This window comes from Novosphingobium sp. (genome assembly GCF_025351285.1).
Lineage (GTDB): Bacteria > Pseudomonadota > Alphaproteobacteria > Sphingomonadales > Sphingomonadaceae > Novosphingobium.
In genome coordinates this window covers 15,539-29,645 of sequence record NZ_JANXWG010000038.1, presented here as the reverse complement: position 1 = coordinate 29,645, position 14,107 = coordinate 15,539, and the positions used below count along the sequence as shown (strand labels likewise).

General features: G+C 64.9%; 14 protein-coding genes. 6 read left to right on the top strand and 8 right to left on the bottom strand.

Translation table 11 applies throughout. The annotated features are described in order from the left end of the window. The first annotated feature begins 40 nt into the window (after positions 1 to 40). Positions 41 to 1,798 (top strand): DUF885 family protein, encoded by a 1,758-nt coding sequence (locus tag Q0R16_RS04495; protein ID WP_295632550.1) that lies wholly within the window; start codon positions 41 to 43, stop codon positions 1,796 to 1,798. 6 nt (positions 1,799 to 1,804) lie between these two features. Here the strand turns inward: Q0R16_RS04495 and Q0R16_RS04490 are convergent, their stop codons facing one another. Together Q0R16_RS04490 and Q0R16_RS04485 are read right to left on the bottom strand one after the other, a co-directional pair. Beyond that, positions 1,805 to 2,359 (bottom strand): DUF1003 domain-containing protein, encoded by a 555-nt coding sequence (locus Q0R16_RS04490; RefSeq protein WP_295632545.1) that lies wholly within the window; start codon positions 2,357 to 2,359, stop codon positions 1,805 to 1,807. After that, the gene (locus Q0R16_RS04485) at positions 2,359 to 3,954 is read right to left on the bottom strand and encodes a lysine--tRNA ligase (RefSeq protein ID WP_295632543.1); all 1,596 of its coding nucleotides are present in this window, start codon (positions 3,952 to 3,954) and stop codon (positions 2,359 to 2,361) included. Before Q0R16_RS04485 ends, Q0R16_RS04490 begins: the two co-directional genes overlap by 1 nt. 90 nt (positions 3,955 to 4,044) lie before the next feature. Here Q0R16_RS04485 and Q0R16_RS04480 point away from each other — a divergent pair, with 90 nt between their 5' ends. Together Q0R16_RS04480 and Q0R16_RS04475 are read left to right on the top strand one after the other, a co-directional pair. Continuing rightward, positions 4,045 to 6,837, top strand: a complete 2,793-nt coding sequence (locus Q0R16_RS04480) for an ATP-dependent DNA helicase (protein WP_295632541.1) — start codon at positions 4,045 to 4,047, stop codon at positions 6,835 to 6,837. Continuing rightward, positions 6,834 to 7,379 (top strand): histidine phosphatase family protein, encoded by a 546-nt coding sequence (locus Q0R16_RS04475; protein ID WP_295632537.1) that lies wholly within the window; start codon positions 6,834 to 6,836, stop codon positions 7,377 to 7,379. The genes Q0R16_RS04480 and Q0R16_RS04475 overlap by 4 nt, the downstream gene beginning before the upstream one ends. Here Q0R16_RS04475 and Q0R16_RS04470 read toward each other — a convergent pair. From Q0R16_RS04470 to rpmF, 5 genes are all read right to left on the bottom strand, one after another. Continuing rightward, positions 7,376 to 7,762, bottom strand: a complete 387-nt coding sequence (locus Q0R16_RS04470; protein WP_295632533.1) for a MerR family transcriptional regulator — start codon at positions 7,760 to 7,762, stop codon at positions 7,376 to 7,378. The two genes, Q0R16_RS04475 and Q0R16_RS04470, sit on opposite strands and share 4 nt — an antisense overlap. A gap of 8 nt (positions 7,763 to 7,770) precedes the next feature. Then, a complete protein-coding gene (locus Q0R16_RS04465; RefSeq protein WP_295632530.1) occupies positions 7,771 to 8,070 on the bottom strand; it encodes an integration host factor subunit alpha in 300 nt (99 codons plus the stop codon). Between the two features lie 127 nt (positions 8,071 to 8,197). Further along, complete coding sequence (locus Q0R16_RS04460) at positions 8,198 to 9,187, bottom strand: beta-ketoacyl-ACP synthase III (protein WP_295632526.1); 990 nt, start codon at positions 9,185 to 9,187, stop codon at positions 8,198 to 8,200. Beyond that, positions 9,184 to 10,308: a phosphate acyltransferase PlsX gene (plsX, locus tag Q0R16_RS04455; protein WP_295632523.1), complete on the bottom strand. Its 1,125-nt coding sequence runs from the start codon at positions 10,306 to 10,308 to the stop codon at positions 9,184 to 9,186. The genes Q0R16_RS04460 and plsX overlap by 4 nt, the downstream gene beginning before the upstream one ends. 30 nt (positions 10,309 to 10,338) lie before the next feature. Further along, positions 10,339 to 10,518 (bottom strand): 50S ribosomal protein L32, encoded by a 180-nt coding sequence (rpmF, locus tag Q0R16_RS04450; protein ID WP_295632520.1) that lies wholly within the window; start codon positions 10,516 to 10,518, stop codon positions 10,339 to 10,341. A gap of 221 nt (positions 10,519 to 10,739) precedes the next feature. Here rpmF and Q0R16_RS04445 point away from each other — a divergent pair, with 221 nt between their 5' ends. The 3 genes from Q0R16_RS04445 (at position 10,740) to Q0R16_RS04435 (ending at position 13,787) form a co-directional block, all read left to right on the top strand. Continuing rightward, positions 10,740 to 11,129 (top strand): MAPEG family protein, encoded by a 390-nt coding sequence (locus Q0R16_RS04445; protein WP_366857106.1) that lies wholly within the window; start codon positions 10,740 to 10,742, stop codon positions 11,127 to 11,129. Positions 11,130 to 11,301: 172 nt separating this feature from the next. Continuing rightward, the gene (locus Q0R16_RS04440) at positions 11,302 to 13,407 is read left to right on the top strand and encodes a bifunctional (p)ppGpp synthetase/guanosine-3',5'-bis(diphosphate) 3'-pyrophosphohydrolase (protein WP_295632517.1); all 2,106 of its coding nucleotides are present in this window, start codon (positions 11,302 to 11,304) and stop codon (positions 13,405 to 13,407) included. Then, positions 13,404 to 13,787, top strand: a complete 384-nt coding sequence (locus Q0R16_RS04435) for a VOC family protein (RefSeq protein WP_295632513.1) — start codon at positions 13,404 to 13,406, stop codon at positions 13,785 to 13,787. Before Q0R16_RS04440 ends, Q0R16_RS04435 begins: the two co-directional genes overlap by 4 nt. Here the strand turns inward: Q0R16_RS04435 and Q0R16_RS04430 are convergent. After that, complete coding sequence (locus Q0R16_RS04430; RefSeq protein ID WP_295632510.1) at positions 13,760 to 14,065, bottom strand: DUF1905 domain-containing protein; 306 nt, start codon at positions 14,063 to 14,065, stop codon at positions 13,760 to 13,762. The two genes, Q0R16_RS04435 and Q0R16_RS04430, sit on opposite strands and share 28 nt — an antisense overlap. Positions 14,066 to 14,107 lie beyond the last annotated feature (42 nt).

The following is a 14,107-nucleotide window of genomic DNA, read 5'->3' as shown; positions in this document are numbered from 1 at the left end:
GCGCAATGTAATGATGGCGTTGGCGCTGTTGACGGCCGCAATGCCCGTATATGCGGCCGAATCCGCCGCCGATGCCGAGCTGGACCAGTTCTTCGCGCAGCAGGAGCGCGCTGGCGCCGCGCTCGATCCGATCGGTTCGCTCGAACGCGGAGAGCCGGTGCGCGCCGATCAGTTGCGGCTGCTGTACACGCCGTCACTGGCGGCGCGGCGTCGCGCGCTCAATACGCGCGCACTGGCGCGCCTTGCGCAATTCCAGCCCGCACAACTCGATCCGGCGCACCGGATTTCGCTCGACGTGTTCCGCGCGATGAAGCTCGAAGAACGCGATGAACTGCGCCCCGAGATCGTTGCGATCACCAGCGTCCAGCCGTTCGATCACTTTGGCGGGTTCCACGTAGAATACGCCGGCATCGCCTCGGGCGCAGGCGCGCAACCGTTCCGCACCGTCACCGATTACGAAGCCACCCTGGCGCGCAACAAGGCCTTCGCCACGGTGCTCGACAATGCGATCGCGCGGTTCCGCGAAGGTCTGGCCGGGCGCCAGACCGAGCCGCGGCTGACCGTGCAGAACATGATCGCGCAGATCGATGGCCTGTTGGCGCAACCGCTCGACAAATCGCCGTTCCTCGAACCGGTCAATGCGTTCCCGAAAAGCTTCGACACGGCTACGCGCGCACGGCTGGCGAACGACTATCGCACCGTCCTCACACATGACGTGCTTCCCGCCTACAAACGGTTGCGCGGCTTCCTGCACGATGAATATCTGCCTGCCGCGCGCACCAGCGTGGGATTATCGGCCATGCCCGGTGGCCCGGCGCTATACCGCCAACTGGTCCGCGCACACACCACGCTCGATATGCCGCCGGCGCAGATCCACCAGCTTGGGCTTGACGAAGTCGCGCGCATCCATGCCGAAATGGATGGTGTGAAAACCGAAATGGGCTTCACCGGGAAGCTATCCGCGTTCTTCGACAACATCCGCAACGATCCGCGCTATCATCCGCAAAACGCAGGACAATTGTCCGACGGCTTCCGCAAGGTCGGCCGCGCGGTGGATGATGCTGCGCCGCGCTATTTCCTCCACGTGCCGCGCACATCGCTGTCGATCCAGGCCTACCCCGAATACCGCGCCAAATTCGAAGCCGGCGGCAGCTATAGCGAAGGCGCCGCCGACGCCAGCCGCCCGGGCACGTTCTTTTACAACACGTACGATCTCAAGAGCCGGTTCCTGACCGGGGTGACTACGCTTTATCTTCACGAAGGTGCGCCGGGGCATCACTTCCAGATCAGCCTGGCGCAGGAGAACGTAAACCTGCCCGATTTCCAGCGGTTCGGCGGCAATACCGCCTACGTCGAAGGCTGGGCGCTCTATGCCGAGACGCTCGGCTACGAGATGGGCTTCTACAAGGACCCGTGGCAGCACTGGGGCACGCTCGACGATGAAATCCTGCGCGCGATGCGGTTGGTGGTCGATACCGGCCTGCACACCAAAGGTTGGACCCGCGACCAGGCCATCGCCTACATGCTCGCCAATTCGGGCATGGGCCGCAGCGACGCAACTGCGGAGGTGGAGCGCTACATCGCCAATCCGGGCCAGGCACTGGCGTACAAGCTGGGTGCACTGACCATACAAAGGCTGCGCAAGCAGTCCGAAACCGCGCTGGGCAAAAGCTTCGACATCCGCCGGTTCCACGAGGAAGTGCTCGATTCGGGATCGCTGCCGCTGCCGGTGCTCGAAGCGAAGATCGATCGCTGGATCGCGCGTGGCGGTGGCGCACCCATCACCGCGGTGCGCTAGGCCCATTCAGTCGGCCTTGTTGTTCGCCTCGTCCACAGCGTTGCTGATCACCGGTTCGGCGCGCTGTTCGAACCGGCTCATCCGCGCGATCAGCACATCCATCTTGCGGTGCAGCTTGAGCAATTCGACCGTGGTACGCAAGTTCACTTCATAATCGTGGCGGTTGGAAATGCGGTCCTTCTTGGCCTCGCGATTCTGGCTCATCATGATGACCGGCGCCTGGAATGCGGCGACGGTCGACAGCATCAGGTTGAGGAACACGTAAGGGTATGGGTCCCACACCGTGCCCAGGCGCTGGCCTTCGGCGCTGTTGATCAGCATCCAGCCGAACAGCACGCAGCCGAATACGATGATGAAACCCCAGCTTCCGCCGACGCGCGCCACCCGATCGGCCACGCGATCGCCCAGCTTGACGTTGATGAACTCGTGCTCGTCGTCGTCGAGCTCGATCTTGCTCGAGGCCACTCGCTGCAACGCGCGCTGCTCGCTTTCGTCGAGGTCTTCGAAAGACCGGCCCAGCAGTTCTTCGGCAAGCGCTTCGGGGCTGGTGTCCAGTGGCATCAAGCCGGAACGAGGGCCTCCGCAATCAGTTCCCGGGTGTTGGCCACGCCGTAAAGCGCGATGAAGCTGCCCATGCGCGGGCCTTGTGACGATCCCAGCAGGGTTTCGTAAAGCGCCTTGAACCAGTCGCGCAAGCCGCTGAATTCGAACGTTTCATCCTTGCCGATTTCGTAAACCAGCGTCTGGATATCTTCCGCACTCGCCCCCTCGCCCAGCGTCGCCAATGCAGCATCGAGCGCGGCTAGCGCCCTCGCCTCGTTGGGCTCGGGCTTGCGCCGCACCAGCGTGGGCGCCACGAAATCGCGGTTGTAGGCGATGGCCTTGTCGACCAGCGTATCGATTTGCGGATGCGCGGCCGGGTCGGCATCGGTAACGTAATTGCCCAGATAGGACCACACCTGCTCACGCGTCGCGCCCGCGCCCAGCACGCCGACCAGGTTGAGCAGCAAGCCGTAAGTGACGGGCAAGGTATCACCCGCGCCGCCCTGATAGCCGTTCGTACGCAGCAGGTGCCACACGGGATTTCCCAGTTGTTGCTCAACCGGTTGCGCGGGGATCTTTTCACGGAACTGCCAGTATTCATCCACCGCGCGCGGGATCACGCCGGGATGCAGCGACTTGGCGCTCTTGGGCTCGCGATAGATGTAAAAGCCCAGGCTGTCGTTGCTGCCATAGTCGAGCCATTGCTCGATCGTCAGCCCATTGCCCTTGGACTTGCTGATCTTCTCGCCGTTTTCATCGAGGAACAGTTCGTAGATCAGCCCCTCGGGCTTCTGGCCACCCAAAATGCGCGCGATCTTGCCCGATTGCACGCCGCTGTCGGTCAGGTCCTTGCCGTACATTTCGTAGTCGACGCCCAGATCGACCCAGCGCATCGCCCAATCGACCTTCCACTGCAGCTTGGCCCGCCCACCGAAGATCGATTGTTCGACCGTTTGGCAGCCATCGTCGAAGCGGATCAGCCCAGCCTCGGCATCGATCACGGTCACCGGCACTTGCAGCACCGCGCCTGTCGTCGGGCTGACCGGCAGCACCGACGAATAGGTCGCCGCGCGTTCGGCGCGCAATGTCGGCAGCATCACGCCTTGAATCGCATCGTAGTGGCGCAGCACATTCGCCAGCGCCGCATCGAACGCACCCGAATTGTAGCGATCGGACGACGAGACGAACTCGTACTCGAAGCCGAAGCGATCGAGGAATTGCCGCAGCATCGCATTGTTGTGCGCGGCAAAACTCTCGAACTTGCCGAACGGATCGGGAATGCGGCTCAGCGGCTTGCCCAGGTGTTCGCGCAGCATATCGGCGTTCGGCACGTTGTCGGGCACCTTGCGCAAACCGTCCATGTCGTCGCTGAACGCCACCAGCCGCGTCGGCGCGCCGCCGGTCAAAGTCTCGTAGGCGCGGCGGACCAGCGTGGTGCGCAACACTTCCTGGAACGTGCCGATATGCGGCAAGCCCGATGGCCCGTAACCGGTCTCGAACAGCACCGGTGCGTCGGGCTTCCCGTTCGGGTAACGCTTGAGGAGCTTGCGCGCTTCCTCGAACGGCCAGGCCTTGGACACTTGGGCGGCGGCAATCAGGGCTTCATCAGTCATCGCGCGGCTTTTGCGGCTTTGGGCGACAAGCGCAAGCCCCGGCTTCGCGCACGCTTGCCCCCTGTTCCAGTTCCGTTCTAGGGTCGCCCGATGCAGGCCACCTCGATTCCCGCGCTTCATGCCAGCCACGGCGGCTGCTGGCTGCGTGAATCGACTTCGACCCGGGGCGTCGGCAAAGGCGATGCGATCACCGCCGCCGCCGATACACCGCTGCTGATGCTCAACGCGCCACTGGTGGCGAGCCGGCTGGGCTATCCCGATCTGTCGGGGCTCGACTTGCTCGAATTGTACGCCTTTATCCATCCGGCCAAGTTCATGGTGCCTACACCCAAGGGGCTGGCGCACGCGCTGGGCCTGCCCGAACCGGCGGGCGACGAACATATGCCCGCGCTGCTCCAGCAAGCCACCGCCGCACTGTTCGCGGTGTGCGAAAGCGCCGAATGGGCCGAGCGTGAGGGCGCATGGAGCGCGCTGCAATCGCTGGCGCGGCTGCGCTGGCCGTGGGCGGGGCTGCTCAGCCCGCACATCAGGCAGCCCGAACGCGCCGAACGCTGGCTGTTCTCGCGCCTGCCCGAATGGGAGGAAGCGCCCGAACGCCCCCAGCCCGCGCAAGTCCGGCTGACCGAAGCCCAGATCGCCGCACGGCTCGATGAACTGACCGGCGCCGGGTCCGAAGTCCGCCCCGGGCAGCAGGCTTATGCGCAAGCAGTCGGCCAGGTCTTCGCCCCCCGCAAGCGCGAGCGCGAACCCAACATGCTGCTTGCGCAGGCCGGCACCGGCACCGGCAAGACGCTCGGTTATCTCGCCCCCGCCGCGCTGTGGGCGCAGGCATCGGGCGGCACGGTCTGGGTTTCGACGTATACCAAGGCCCTGCAACGCCAGCTTCGCCGCGAAAGCCGCCGCGCGTTCTCGGAAACCCGCGCCAATGAAAAAGGGGGGGGCAAGCCCGCCGTCGTGGTGCGCAAGGGCCGCGAGAACTATCTGTGCCTGCTCAACCTCGAAGACGCACTTCAGGGCGGCTTCACCGGCCGGCCTGCGATCATGGCCCAACTGGTCGCGCGCTGGGCCGGCTACAGCCAGGACGGCGACATGATCGGCGGCGATCTGCCCGGCTGGCTCGGCCCGCTGTTCCGCCGGCGCGGGATCGCCGCGCTGACCGACCAGCGCGGCGAATGCATCTATGCCGGCTGCCCGCATTACCGCAAATGCTTCATCGAACGCGCCGCGCGCGGATCGGCGCAGGCCGAACTGGTGATCGCCAACCACGCGCTGGTGATGGTCAACGCCGCCAGAGGACGCGATGCCGCGCAACGCCCGACGCGTATCCTGTTCGACGAAGGCCACCACTTGTTCGACGCGGCGGATTCGACTTTCGCCGCCGCGCTGACCGGCGCCGAAACCGTTGAACTGCGCCGCTGGGTGATCGGGCCCGAGGGCAAGTCGCGCGGGCGACGGCGGGGCCTGGCGGCACGGCTGGCCGATGTTGCCAGCTACGACGATGACGGCGGCCGCGCGATTGCCGATGCACGCGCCGCCGCCGATGCGCTGCCCGGTGAAGGATGGCTCCAACGGATCAGCGAGAACGCGCCGTGGGGTCCGGTCGAAGCGCTGCTCGCCGCCACCCGCGCCACGGTTTATGCGCGCGATGAAAGCGGCGGACAGGAATCGGGCTATGGGCTCGAGACCGAAGCTGCGCAGTTGGATGGCGCATTCATCGAGGCAACCACCGCTGCGCAAGCGGCGCTGGAGGCGCTACGCCAGCCTTTGGTGCGGCTCTCGTTGCGGCTGGAGGCGATCGTCAGCGAGCCGCCCGACTGGCTCGACGGCCCAGCCCGCGCGCGCATCGAAGGTGCGCGCGGAGCGATCCAGTGGCGCAGCGACCTGCTGTCGGGGTGGATCGCCTTGCTGGCGCGGCTGGGCGGCCCGGCTGATCCGAGCTTCGTCGATTGGCTGGCAGTCGACCGATCGGAAGGGCGCGAATGGGATTTCGGGCTGCACCGCCATTACCTCGACCCGACCAAGCCATTCGCCGAACTGGTGTTGAAGCCCGCGCATGGCGCGCTGGTTACCAGCGCCACGCTATGCGATCGCGTCGGCGAATCGGGGGCGGCTGTCGAGCTGGGCGACGGCGCAGCGTGGACCGCCGCGATCGAACGCAGCGGGGCGGCGCACCTCGATTCGCCGCCGTTCCGCTTTTCGGCCGACAGCCCGTTCGATTACGCCAACCAGGCCGAAGTGCTGATCGTGACAGACGTGCCCAAGGGCGACATTTCAGCGCTGGCGGCGGCTTATGCGCGGCTGATCGCGGCATCGGGCGGGGGCGCGCTGGGGCTGTTCACCGCGATCCGGCGGCTGCGCGCGGTACATGGCCGGATCGCCGACCGGCTGGCACGCGATGGGCTGCCGCTTTACGCGCAGCACGTCGATCCGATCGATACCGGCACGCTGGTCGACATTTTCCGCGACGATCCGCGCGCCTCTCTGCTCGGCACCGATGCTTTGCGCGACGGGGTCGATGTGCCGGGCCATTCGCTGCGGCTGGTGGTGATGGAGCAGGTGCCGTGGCCCAAGCCGTCGATTCTCCACCGCGCTCGCCGTGCCGCTTTCGCCGCATCAGGCGGTAGCGGGCAAGCCTGGGACGATCGGCTGATTCGCGCCAAGCTGTCGCAGGCGTTTGGTCGCCTGATCCGTTCGGCCGACGATCATGGAACTTTCGTCGTGCTTTCAGCGGCATTTCCCAGCCGGCTGCTAGGCGCGTTCCCGCCAGGCACGCCGATCCGACGGGTGACGCTGGATGCTGCTTTACAAAGCGTGGCGTCCAGTGTTTCTTCTGGCGGTGTTTCTGGTCCGCAAGCGACCCTCCCCGAAGCGAGACTTGTGTGAAAACCCTCGGCCTGTTTCGCCACGCCAAGTCCGACTGGACCGACGCGCGCGCCCGCGATTTCGACCGGCCGCTCAACGAACGAGGGGCACGCGGCGCGCGGCTGATGGGCCAGCATATCAAGGCCGCCGGCTACCCGTTCGCGCGGGTGATCGCCAGCCCGGCGGTGCGCGTGGCCGAAACGATCGAACTGGCGGGCGAAGCCTGGGGCCGCAGCTTTGCGATCGAGTGGGACCGGCGGATCTATCTCGCCAGTTCGCAGACGCTGATCGAACTGCTGCGCGAATTGCCCGATTCGCTGCCGAGCGTGCTGCTGGTCGGCCACAATCCCGGCACCGAGGACGTGATTTTCGACCTGGTGCCCGATGACGGTTCCAGCCCGTTGCGCGACGAAGTCGAAATCAAGTTCCCGACCGCGACGTTCGCGGTGCTGCAATTGCCGATCGATCGTTGGGCCGATTTGCAGGAAGGCACCGCCGCGATGGTCGAATTGACCCGGCCGCGCGATCTCGATCCGTCGCTGGGGCCGGAACTGATCGACTAGGCTGCGGCGGAATCGCGTTCCAGGGCCGATGCGAGCCGGTTGCGCAGCACGCGCAAGTAGCTTGCGATGGCTGGATCGGCAGCGACTTCAGGCTCGACCGGGACAGCATCGACCGACGCGGACTTGCCACCCCGCGCGGCCAGCAATTGCTTTGCGCCGCGGATGGTGAAGCCTTCGCTGTGGAGCAGACGGTTGATCTCAGCCGCAAGCGCGACATCGCCCGGGCGATAATAGCGGCGACTGCCGGCGCGGGTCAGCGGGCGCAGTTGCGGAAACTGGTCTTCCCAATAGCGCAAGACGTGCTGGCGTACCCCGAGCAAAGCGGCGACCTCACCGATCGTGCGGAAGGCTTCAGGCGCCTTGGCATCAACCGATTCGGGCACGCCTTGGCTCATTTGCCGGCGACGATGCGGTCTTTCAGCATCTGGCTGGCGCGGAAGGTGAGCACCCGGCGCGGGGTGATCGGCACTTCGACCCCGGTCTTGGGATTGCGTCCCACGCGCTCGGTCTTGTCGCGCAGCAGGAACGTGCCAAAGCCTGAAATCTTTACGTTTTCACCTTCGGACAGGGCTTCGCACATGTGGCGCAGAATGCCTTCGACCATGCTGAGCGAATCAGCACGCGACAATCCGACACGGCGATTGATGCTCTCCGCGAGATCTGCGCGAGTAAGCGTACCGACAGAGCGCATGGCGCCGTCTCTCCACAAATTTCCAAAACAACCCGCTTGTAAGCTTATCAGGTCTCTATGCGATAGCAACGCAGCACGACAAGATTTCTACAATCGGTTGCAGCAAGCGACTCACCGATGGATAGTTTCAAATCCGGGCCAACGTGGCGCCCCAGGTGAAGCCGCCGCCCATCGCTTCGAACATCACCAGGTCTCCTGCCTTGATCCGCCCATCGCGAATCGCAACATCGAACGCGAGCGGCACCGACGCAGCGCTGGTGTTGGCATGCCTGTCCACCGTGACCACGACTTTTGCCGGATCGAGCCCGAGCTTGCGCGCGGTGGCATCGAGGATGCGCGCATTGGCCTGATGCGGGACGACCCAGTCGATGTCCGCAGCGGTCAATTCCGCGTCGGTCAACACTTCCTGCAGCACGGTGGCGAGGTTGACGACCGCGTGGCGAAATACCTCGCGGCCCTTCATGCGCAACTTGCCGACGGTGCCGGTGGTCGACGGGCCGCCATCGACCAGCAGCATGTCCTTGTAGCGGCCATCGGCGTGAAGGCGCGTGGCGATCACGCCCGGCGCGGTTGCATCGTCGGCCGCAAATTCCTGCGCTTCGAGGACGATCGCGCCGGCGCCGTCGCCGAACAGCACGCAGGTGGTGCGGTCTTCCCAATCAAGAATTCGGCTGAAAGTCTCGGCGCCGATCACCAGCGCTCGTCTGGCCATGCCGGTCTTGAGCATCGAATCCGCCACGCCCAGTGCGTAGAGGAAGCCTGAACACACCGCCGCCACATCGAAAGCGATCCCACCGTGCGCACCCAGTGCGTGCTGGACTTGCGTGGCCGTCGCCGGAAAGGTGTGGTCGGGCGTGGCGGTGGCCAGCACGATCAGATCGATCGACGCCGGATCGAAGCCGGCCGCTTCGCATGCCTTGGTGGCGGCTTCGATCGCCAGCGTGGAGGTGGTTTCGCCCTCTCCAGCGATATAACGCTGGCGGATGCCGCTGCGCTCGACGATCCATTCATCGGTGGTATCGACGGTGGTCGCTAGTTCGGCGTTGCTGACAACGCGCTTCGGCAACGCCGAGCCGCTGCCGCAAATCACCGCGCGCCGAACCGTCTGCTCAGTCACGCTGCGTCCTCATGACTTGCTCCGCTGCGGGGCTCATGACTTGCTCCGCTGCGGGGCTCGTGGCTTGGTCCGCTGCGCGCGACCGGCTTGCGGATCACGTCGGCGCCGACGCGATGGAGATCGGCGGCGATCCGTTCGGTCAGACTTTCTTCAAGCAACCGCGCCGCGACAGCAACCGCGTTGGCCACGCCAGCCGCGCTGGCCGAACCGTGGCTTTTTACGACTATGCCGTTGAGGCCCAGGAACACTGCGCCATTGTGGTTGTTGGGATCGAGGTGGTGGCTGAGCAGCTTGGTGGCCGGCCGCGAAATCAGGAACCCGAACTTGGACCGCAGCGAGCTCATGAAGCTGCGCCGCAACAGGTCACCCACAAAGCGCGCTGCGCCTTCGATCGCCTTGAGCGCGATATTGCCCGAAAACCCGTCGGTTACGACCACGTCGACATCGCCGCGCGAGATCTTGTCGGCTTCGATGAAGCCATCGAACGACATCGCCAGTTCGGCGGTGGCGATCTTGAGCTGGGTGGCGGCATCGCGCAGTTCGCCGGTGCCCTTGGTTTCTTCGCTGCCGATGTTGAGCAACCGCACGCGCGGTTCGGCCAGGCCCGTCACGATCCGCGAATAGGCGGCGCCCATGATCGCGAACTGCACCAGGTTTCGCGCATCGCATTCGGTGTTGGCGCCCAGATCGAGCATCACCAGATCGTTCTTGCCGAGCGTGGGCAGCAACGCGGCAAGCGCGGGCCGGTCGATCCCCGGCATCGTGCGCAGCGACATCTTGGCCATCGCCATCAGCGCACCGGTGTTGCCCGCGCTGACCGCAGCGCCAGCGACGCCGCGCTTCACCGCATCGACCGCGAGGCCCATCGACGTAGTCTTGGCACGGCGAAGCGCCTGAGTCGGCTTTTCGTCGCCCGAGACAACATCGTCAGCGTGGAGAATTTCTGATGCGGCACGCAGGTTCGGGTGCTGTTCGAGCGCGGCTTCGATGCGCGCCTGGTCACCCACCAACAGGAACTGGAAGCGATCATGGCGCCGGCGGGCCAGGGCCGCGCCTTCGATCATCACGCGGACCCCTTCATCGCCGCCCATCGCATCGATGGCGATCCGCGGCAATGTCATGGTACGAGCACCTCCCCCAGTGCCCGGCTTTTAAGCCGGAATGGCGAGGATTTCGCGACCGTTGTAGTGGCCGCAAGCGTTGCACAAATTGTGCGGACGCTTGAGTTCGCCACAGTTCGAGCATTCATGGAATGCGTCGGGCGTGAGCGAATCGTGGCTGCGACGCATGCCGCGGCGTGAAGGGGATGTCTTGCGTTTTGGGACGGCCATTGCGGCACCTGTTCCTGCGGAGTCTGGTAATGAAGTATAGAGCCATCCGGTTGCGGGAACCGGGGGCAGCGAAGGCGCGCCTATATCGAATTTCGCGTGCGTTGCAAGCACCGGGGGGCTAGTCACCCGCGATCGTTCGCGCACGACGGCGGCAGGGGGTCACCGGTGCGCGGCGGATAATGGCACGGCAGCTATGCCGGCGCCACCAATGGGGGATCGCGATGCTGTTACTCAAGACCACTCTGTGCCTGGCTGCGGCCGCCGTGCTGATCAATTTCTGGTTGAGCATGCGGATCGGCAAGCTGCGCACCACGCTCAAGATCTCGGTCGGCGATGGTGGCAACGAACAGGTCATGCGGCGGATGCGCGCGCAGGCCAATTTCGTCGAGAACGTGCCGCTTTCGCTGATCCTGTTCGCGGCAATCGAAGCTGCGGGCAAAGGCGGAATGTGGCTGGCGCCGCTCGGCGCGGTCTACATGATTGGCCGGATCTGCCACGCCATCGGCATGGATGGCAACTTTTCCGCAGGCCGCCCGATCGGCATGATCACCACGATGGTGCCCAACCTGGCGCTGGTCGTGGTTGCGGTCCTGACCGCGCTTGGCCACTGACGTCTTGATTTGAAGCAGGTGGCCGGAGCTGGCTGGTGTGCTGATCGGTGCGCTATTCGGCGCGTCGATCGGTGTGCGGATCGGCCACACCGCCACCTGCTAATACCTAGTTGTTGGCAATCGGGCGGATAAGGCCTTGCCCTAGCCCCCCTCGCCCCCGCACACTGGCCTGATGTTGCGTCAATACGAACTCGTCGAACGTGTGCTGGCCTATGATCCGGGGGCCGACGAGGCCATGCTCAACCGCGCCTATGTCTATACCGTGCAGAAGCACGGATCACAGAAGCGCGCGAGCGGGGACCCTTATTTCTCGCACCCGATCGAGGTGGCGGGGCTGATGACCGAGCTGAAGCTCGATCAGGACACCGTAGTCACCGCGCTGCTGCACGATACGGTTGAAGATACGCTCGCCACCACGGCGGAAATCGAAAAGCTGTTCGGGCCGAATGTGGCGCGGCTGGTCGATGGCGTGACCAAGCTTTCGAAGATCGAGACGCTCACCGATACCGAGCGCGCGGCCGAAAACCTGCGCAAGTTCTTCCTGGCGATGAGCGAGGACTTGCGCGTATTGCTGGTCAAGCTGGCAGACCGGCTGCACAATATGCGCACGCTGCATTACATCAAAAGCGAGGACAAACGCCGCCGCATAGCCAAGGAAACGATGGATATCTACGCGCCGCTGGCCGAGCGCGTGGGCATGTACGAATATATGCGCGAAATGCAGTTGCTGGCGTTCGAACAGCTCGAACCCGAAGGCTATGCCACGATCACCGGGCGGCTTGCCTCGATCCGCGAGCAGGCGGGCGCGCAAGTCGGTCAGATCGCGCTGGAAATCAAGCAGTCGCTGGCCGAATCGGGCTTGCGGGTCGAAGTGACCGGACGCGAAAAGCATCCCTATTCGATCTGGAAGAAGATCGCCGAACGCCACGTCAGCTTCGAACAGATCACCGATATCATGGCATTCCGCGTGCTGACCGACAGCGCCGACGATTGCTATCGCGCGCTCGGCCTGCTCCACCGCAACTGGCAGTGCATCCCGGGCAAGTTCAAGGATTACATCTCCACCCCCAAGATGAACGGCTACCAAAGCGTCCACACTTCGCTGATCTACGGCGGATCGATGCGCGTGGAAGTGCAGATCAAGACGCACGAAATGCACCGCACCAACGAATATGGCCTTGCCGCGCATTGGGCCTACAAGCAGGGTGGCCCGAACCGGACAATTCAGCCGGACGGCCAGGTCGGCTGGGTGCGCGATCTGCTCGAAATCGTCGAAGCCAGCCACGACGCGGAAGAACTGCTCGAACACACCAAGCTGGCCATCTACCAGGACCGTATCTTCGCCTTCACTCCCAAGGGCGCGCTTTACCAGTTGCCCAAGGGCGCGACCCCGATAGACTTCGCCTTCGCGGTCCATACCGATCTTGGCGCGCAAGCGGTGGGCGCCAAGATCAACGGCCGCCACATGCCGCTGCGCACGCAGATGACCAACGGCGACGTGGTCGAGATCATTCGCAGCCGCACCGCGCGCCCGCAGTTGTCATGGCTGGGCTTCGTCGTGACGGGCAAGGCGCGCGCCGCGATCCGCCGCGCGGTGCGCCAGAAGGAACGCGAGGAGATCGCCGCGATCGGCACCAAGCTCTACGAGGAAATTACCGAGCGGCTGCCCAGCAAGATCGGCAAGAAAGCGCTGAAGGAAGCGCTCAAGCGCCTCAAGCTCGCCACCGAAGAAGACCTGATGGTGGCGATCGGCTCGGCCCGGCTGGATGATCGGCAGGTGATGGAAGCGCTGCTGCCCGGCAGCGCCGTCGGCTTGCCCGAACAGGCCGCCTGGCCCAAGCAGCAACGCGCCGTAGCGGTGCGCGGGCTGACCCCGGGCATGGCGTTCCAGCTTGCCGATTGCTGTCACCCGGTGCCAGGCGATCGCATCGTGGGCTTGCGCCACAAGGACCGCGGCGTGGAAGTCCACTCGATCGACTGCCTGTCGCTTGCCGATGGTGTCGATGCCGACTGGATCGACTTGTCGTGGGACAAACGCAGCGACGGCGCGGTCGGGCGGGTGCGCACCGTGCTTTACAACCGCCCGGGCACGCTGGCGGAAATGACCGGGATATTCGCCTCGAACCTGGCCAACGTCACCAACTTGCGCATGGTCCAGCGCGACGATCCATTCGGCACTTACGAGGTGGATTTCGAGGTGACCGACCTGGCCCACCTCACCCGCATCGTCGCAGCCTTGCGCGCCAGCGACGCGGTGGCGCAGGCGGAGCGGACATGACGCTGCGGGCAATCGATCATGTTCAACTGGCGATGCCGCTGGGCAAAGAGGATGCGGCACGCGCGTTCTATGTCGGCCTGCTCGGACTGGTAGAACGCGCCAAGCCGCCCGCTCTTGCTGTGCGTGGCGGCTGCTGGTTCGAAAGTGAGGCGGTCAGGCTCCACTTGGGCGTCGAGGCCGATTTTCGCCCGGCGCGCAAGGCGCATCCCGCGCTGCTGGTCGACGGGCTGGCAAGGCTGACTGAAAGGCTCAAGGCGGCTGGCTGCACGGTGCGTGACGACGAATTGCTCGAAGGCTTCGACCGCATCTATGTCGACGATCCCTTCGGCAACCGCATCGAACTGTTGGAGCCTCACATCTCGAATTCGAGCGAGACCTGATCGCCCTCGCCCAGTGCCTCGGCCTTGCGCACCGCAGCCTTGATCGGCAGCATCCAGCCCACATCCTTCGACGGGAACACCGACGTGCTCCACCGGCTGTCGTCCACAGTAACGGTAGTCTTGAGCGAACCCCACCCCGGTTTGCGCCCGCCCTCGAGCCGCCGCATCAGCGCGATCGCCGAAAGCGCCTCGCCCGCCTTTCCGTCGATCGTGACGAAATACCAGGCCGCCGGTGCGGCCGGCGTGGTCCACCGCCACAACGGCCCCGTGTGAAGCAACGTATCGCCCCCCTCCCGCTTGCGGGGAGCCGAAGGCGTTTC

Excerpts from the sequence above, each read along its gene's own strand:
- Q0R16_RS04435 (WP_295632513.1), top strand. The coding sequence starts at position 13,404 with ATGACGCTGCGGGCAATCGATCATGTTCAACTGGCGATGCCGCTGGGC.
- Q0R16_RS04490 (WP_295632545.1), bottom strand. The coding sequence starts at position 2,359 with ATGCCACTGGACACCAGCCCCGAAGCGCTTGCCGAAGAACTGCTGGGC.
- Q0R16_RS04485 (WP_295632543.1), bottom strand. The coding sequence starts at position 3,954 with ATGACTGATGAAGCCCTGATTGCCGCCGCCCAAGTGTCCAAGGCCTGG.
- Q0R16_RS04445 (WP_366857106.1), top strand. The coding sequence starts at position 10,740 with ATGCTGTTACTCAAGACCACTCTGTGCCTGGCTGCGGCCGCCGTGCTG.
- Q0R16_RS04440 (WP_295632517.1), top strand. The coding sequence starts at position 11,302 with ATGTTGCGTCAATACGAACTCGTCGAACGTGTGCTGGCCTATGATCCG.
- Q0R16_RS04480 (WP_295632541.1), top strand. The coding sequence starts at position 4,045 with ATGCAGGCCACCTCGATTCCCGCGCTTCATGCCAGCCACGGCGGCTGC.
- rpmF (WP_295632520.1), bottom strand. The coding sequence starts at position 10,518 with ATGGCCGTCCCAAAACGCAAGACATCCCCTTCACGCCGCGGCATGCGT.
- plsX (WP_295632523.1), bottom strand. The coding sequence starts at position 10,308 with ATGACATTGCCGCGGATCGCCATCGATGCGATGGGCGGCGATGAAGGG.
- Q0R16_RS04465 (WP_295632530.1), bottom strand. The coding sequence starts at position 8,070 with ATGCGCTCTGTCGGTACGCTTACTCGCGCAGATCTCGCGGAGAGCATC.
- Q0R16_RS04495 (WP_295632550.1), top strand. The coding sequence starts at position 41 with ATGCCCGTATATGCGGCCGAATCCGCCGCCGATGCCGAGCTGGACCAG.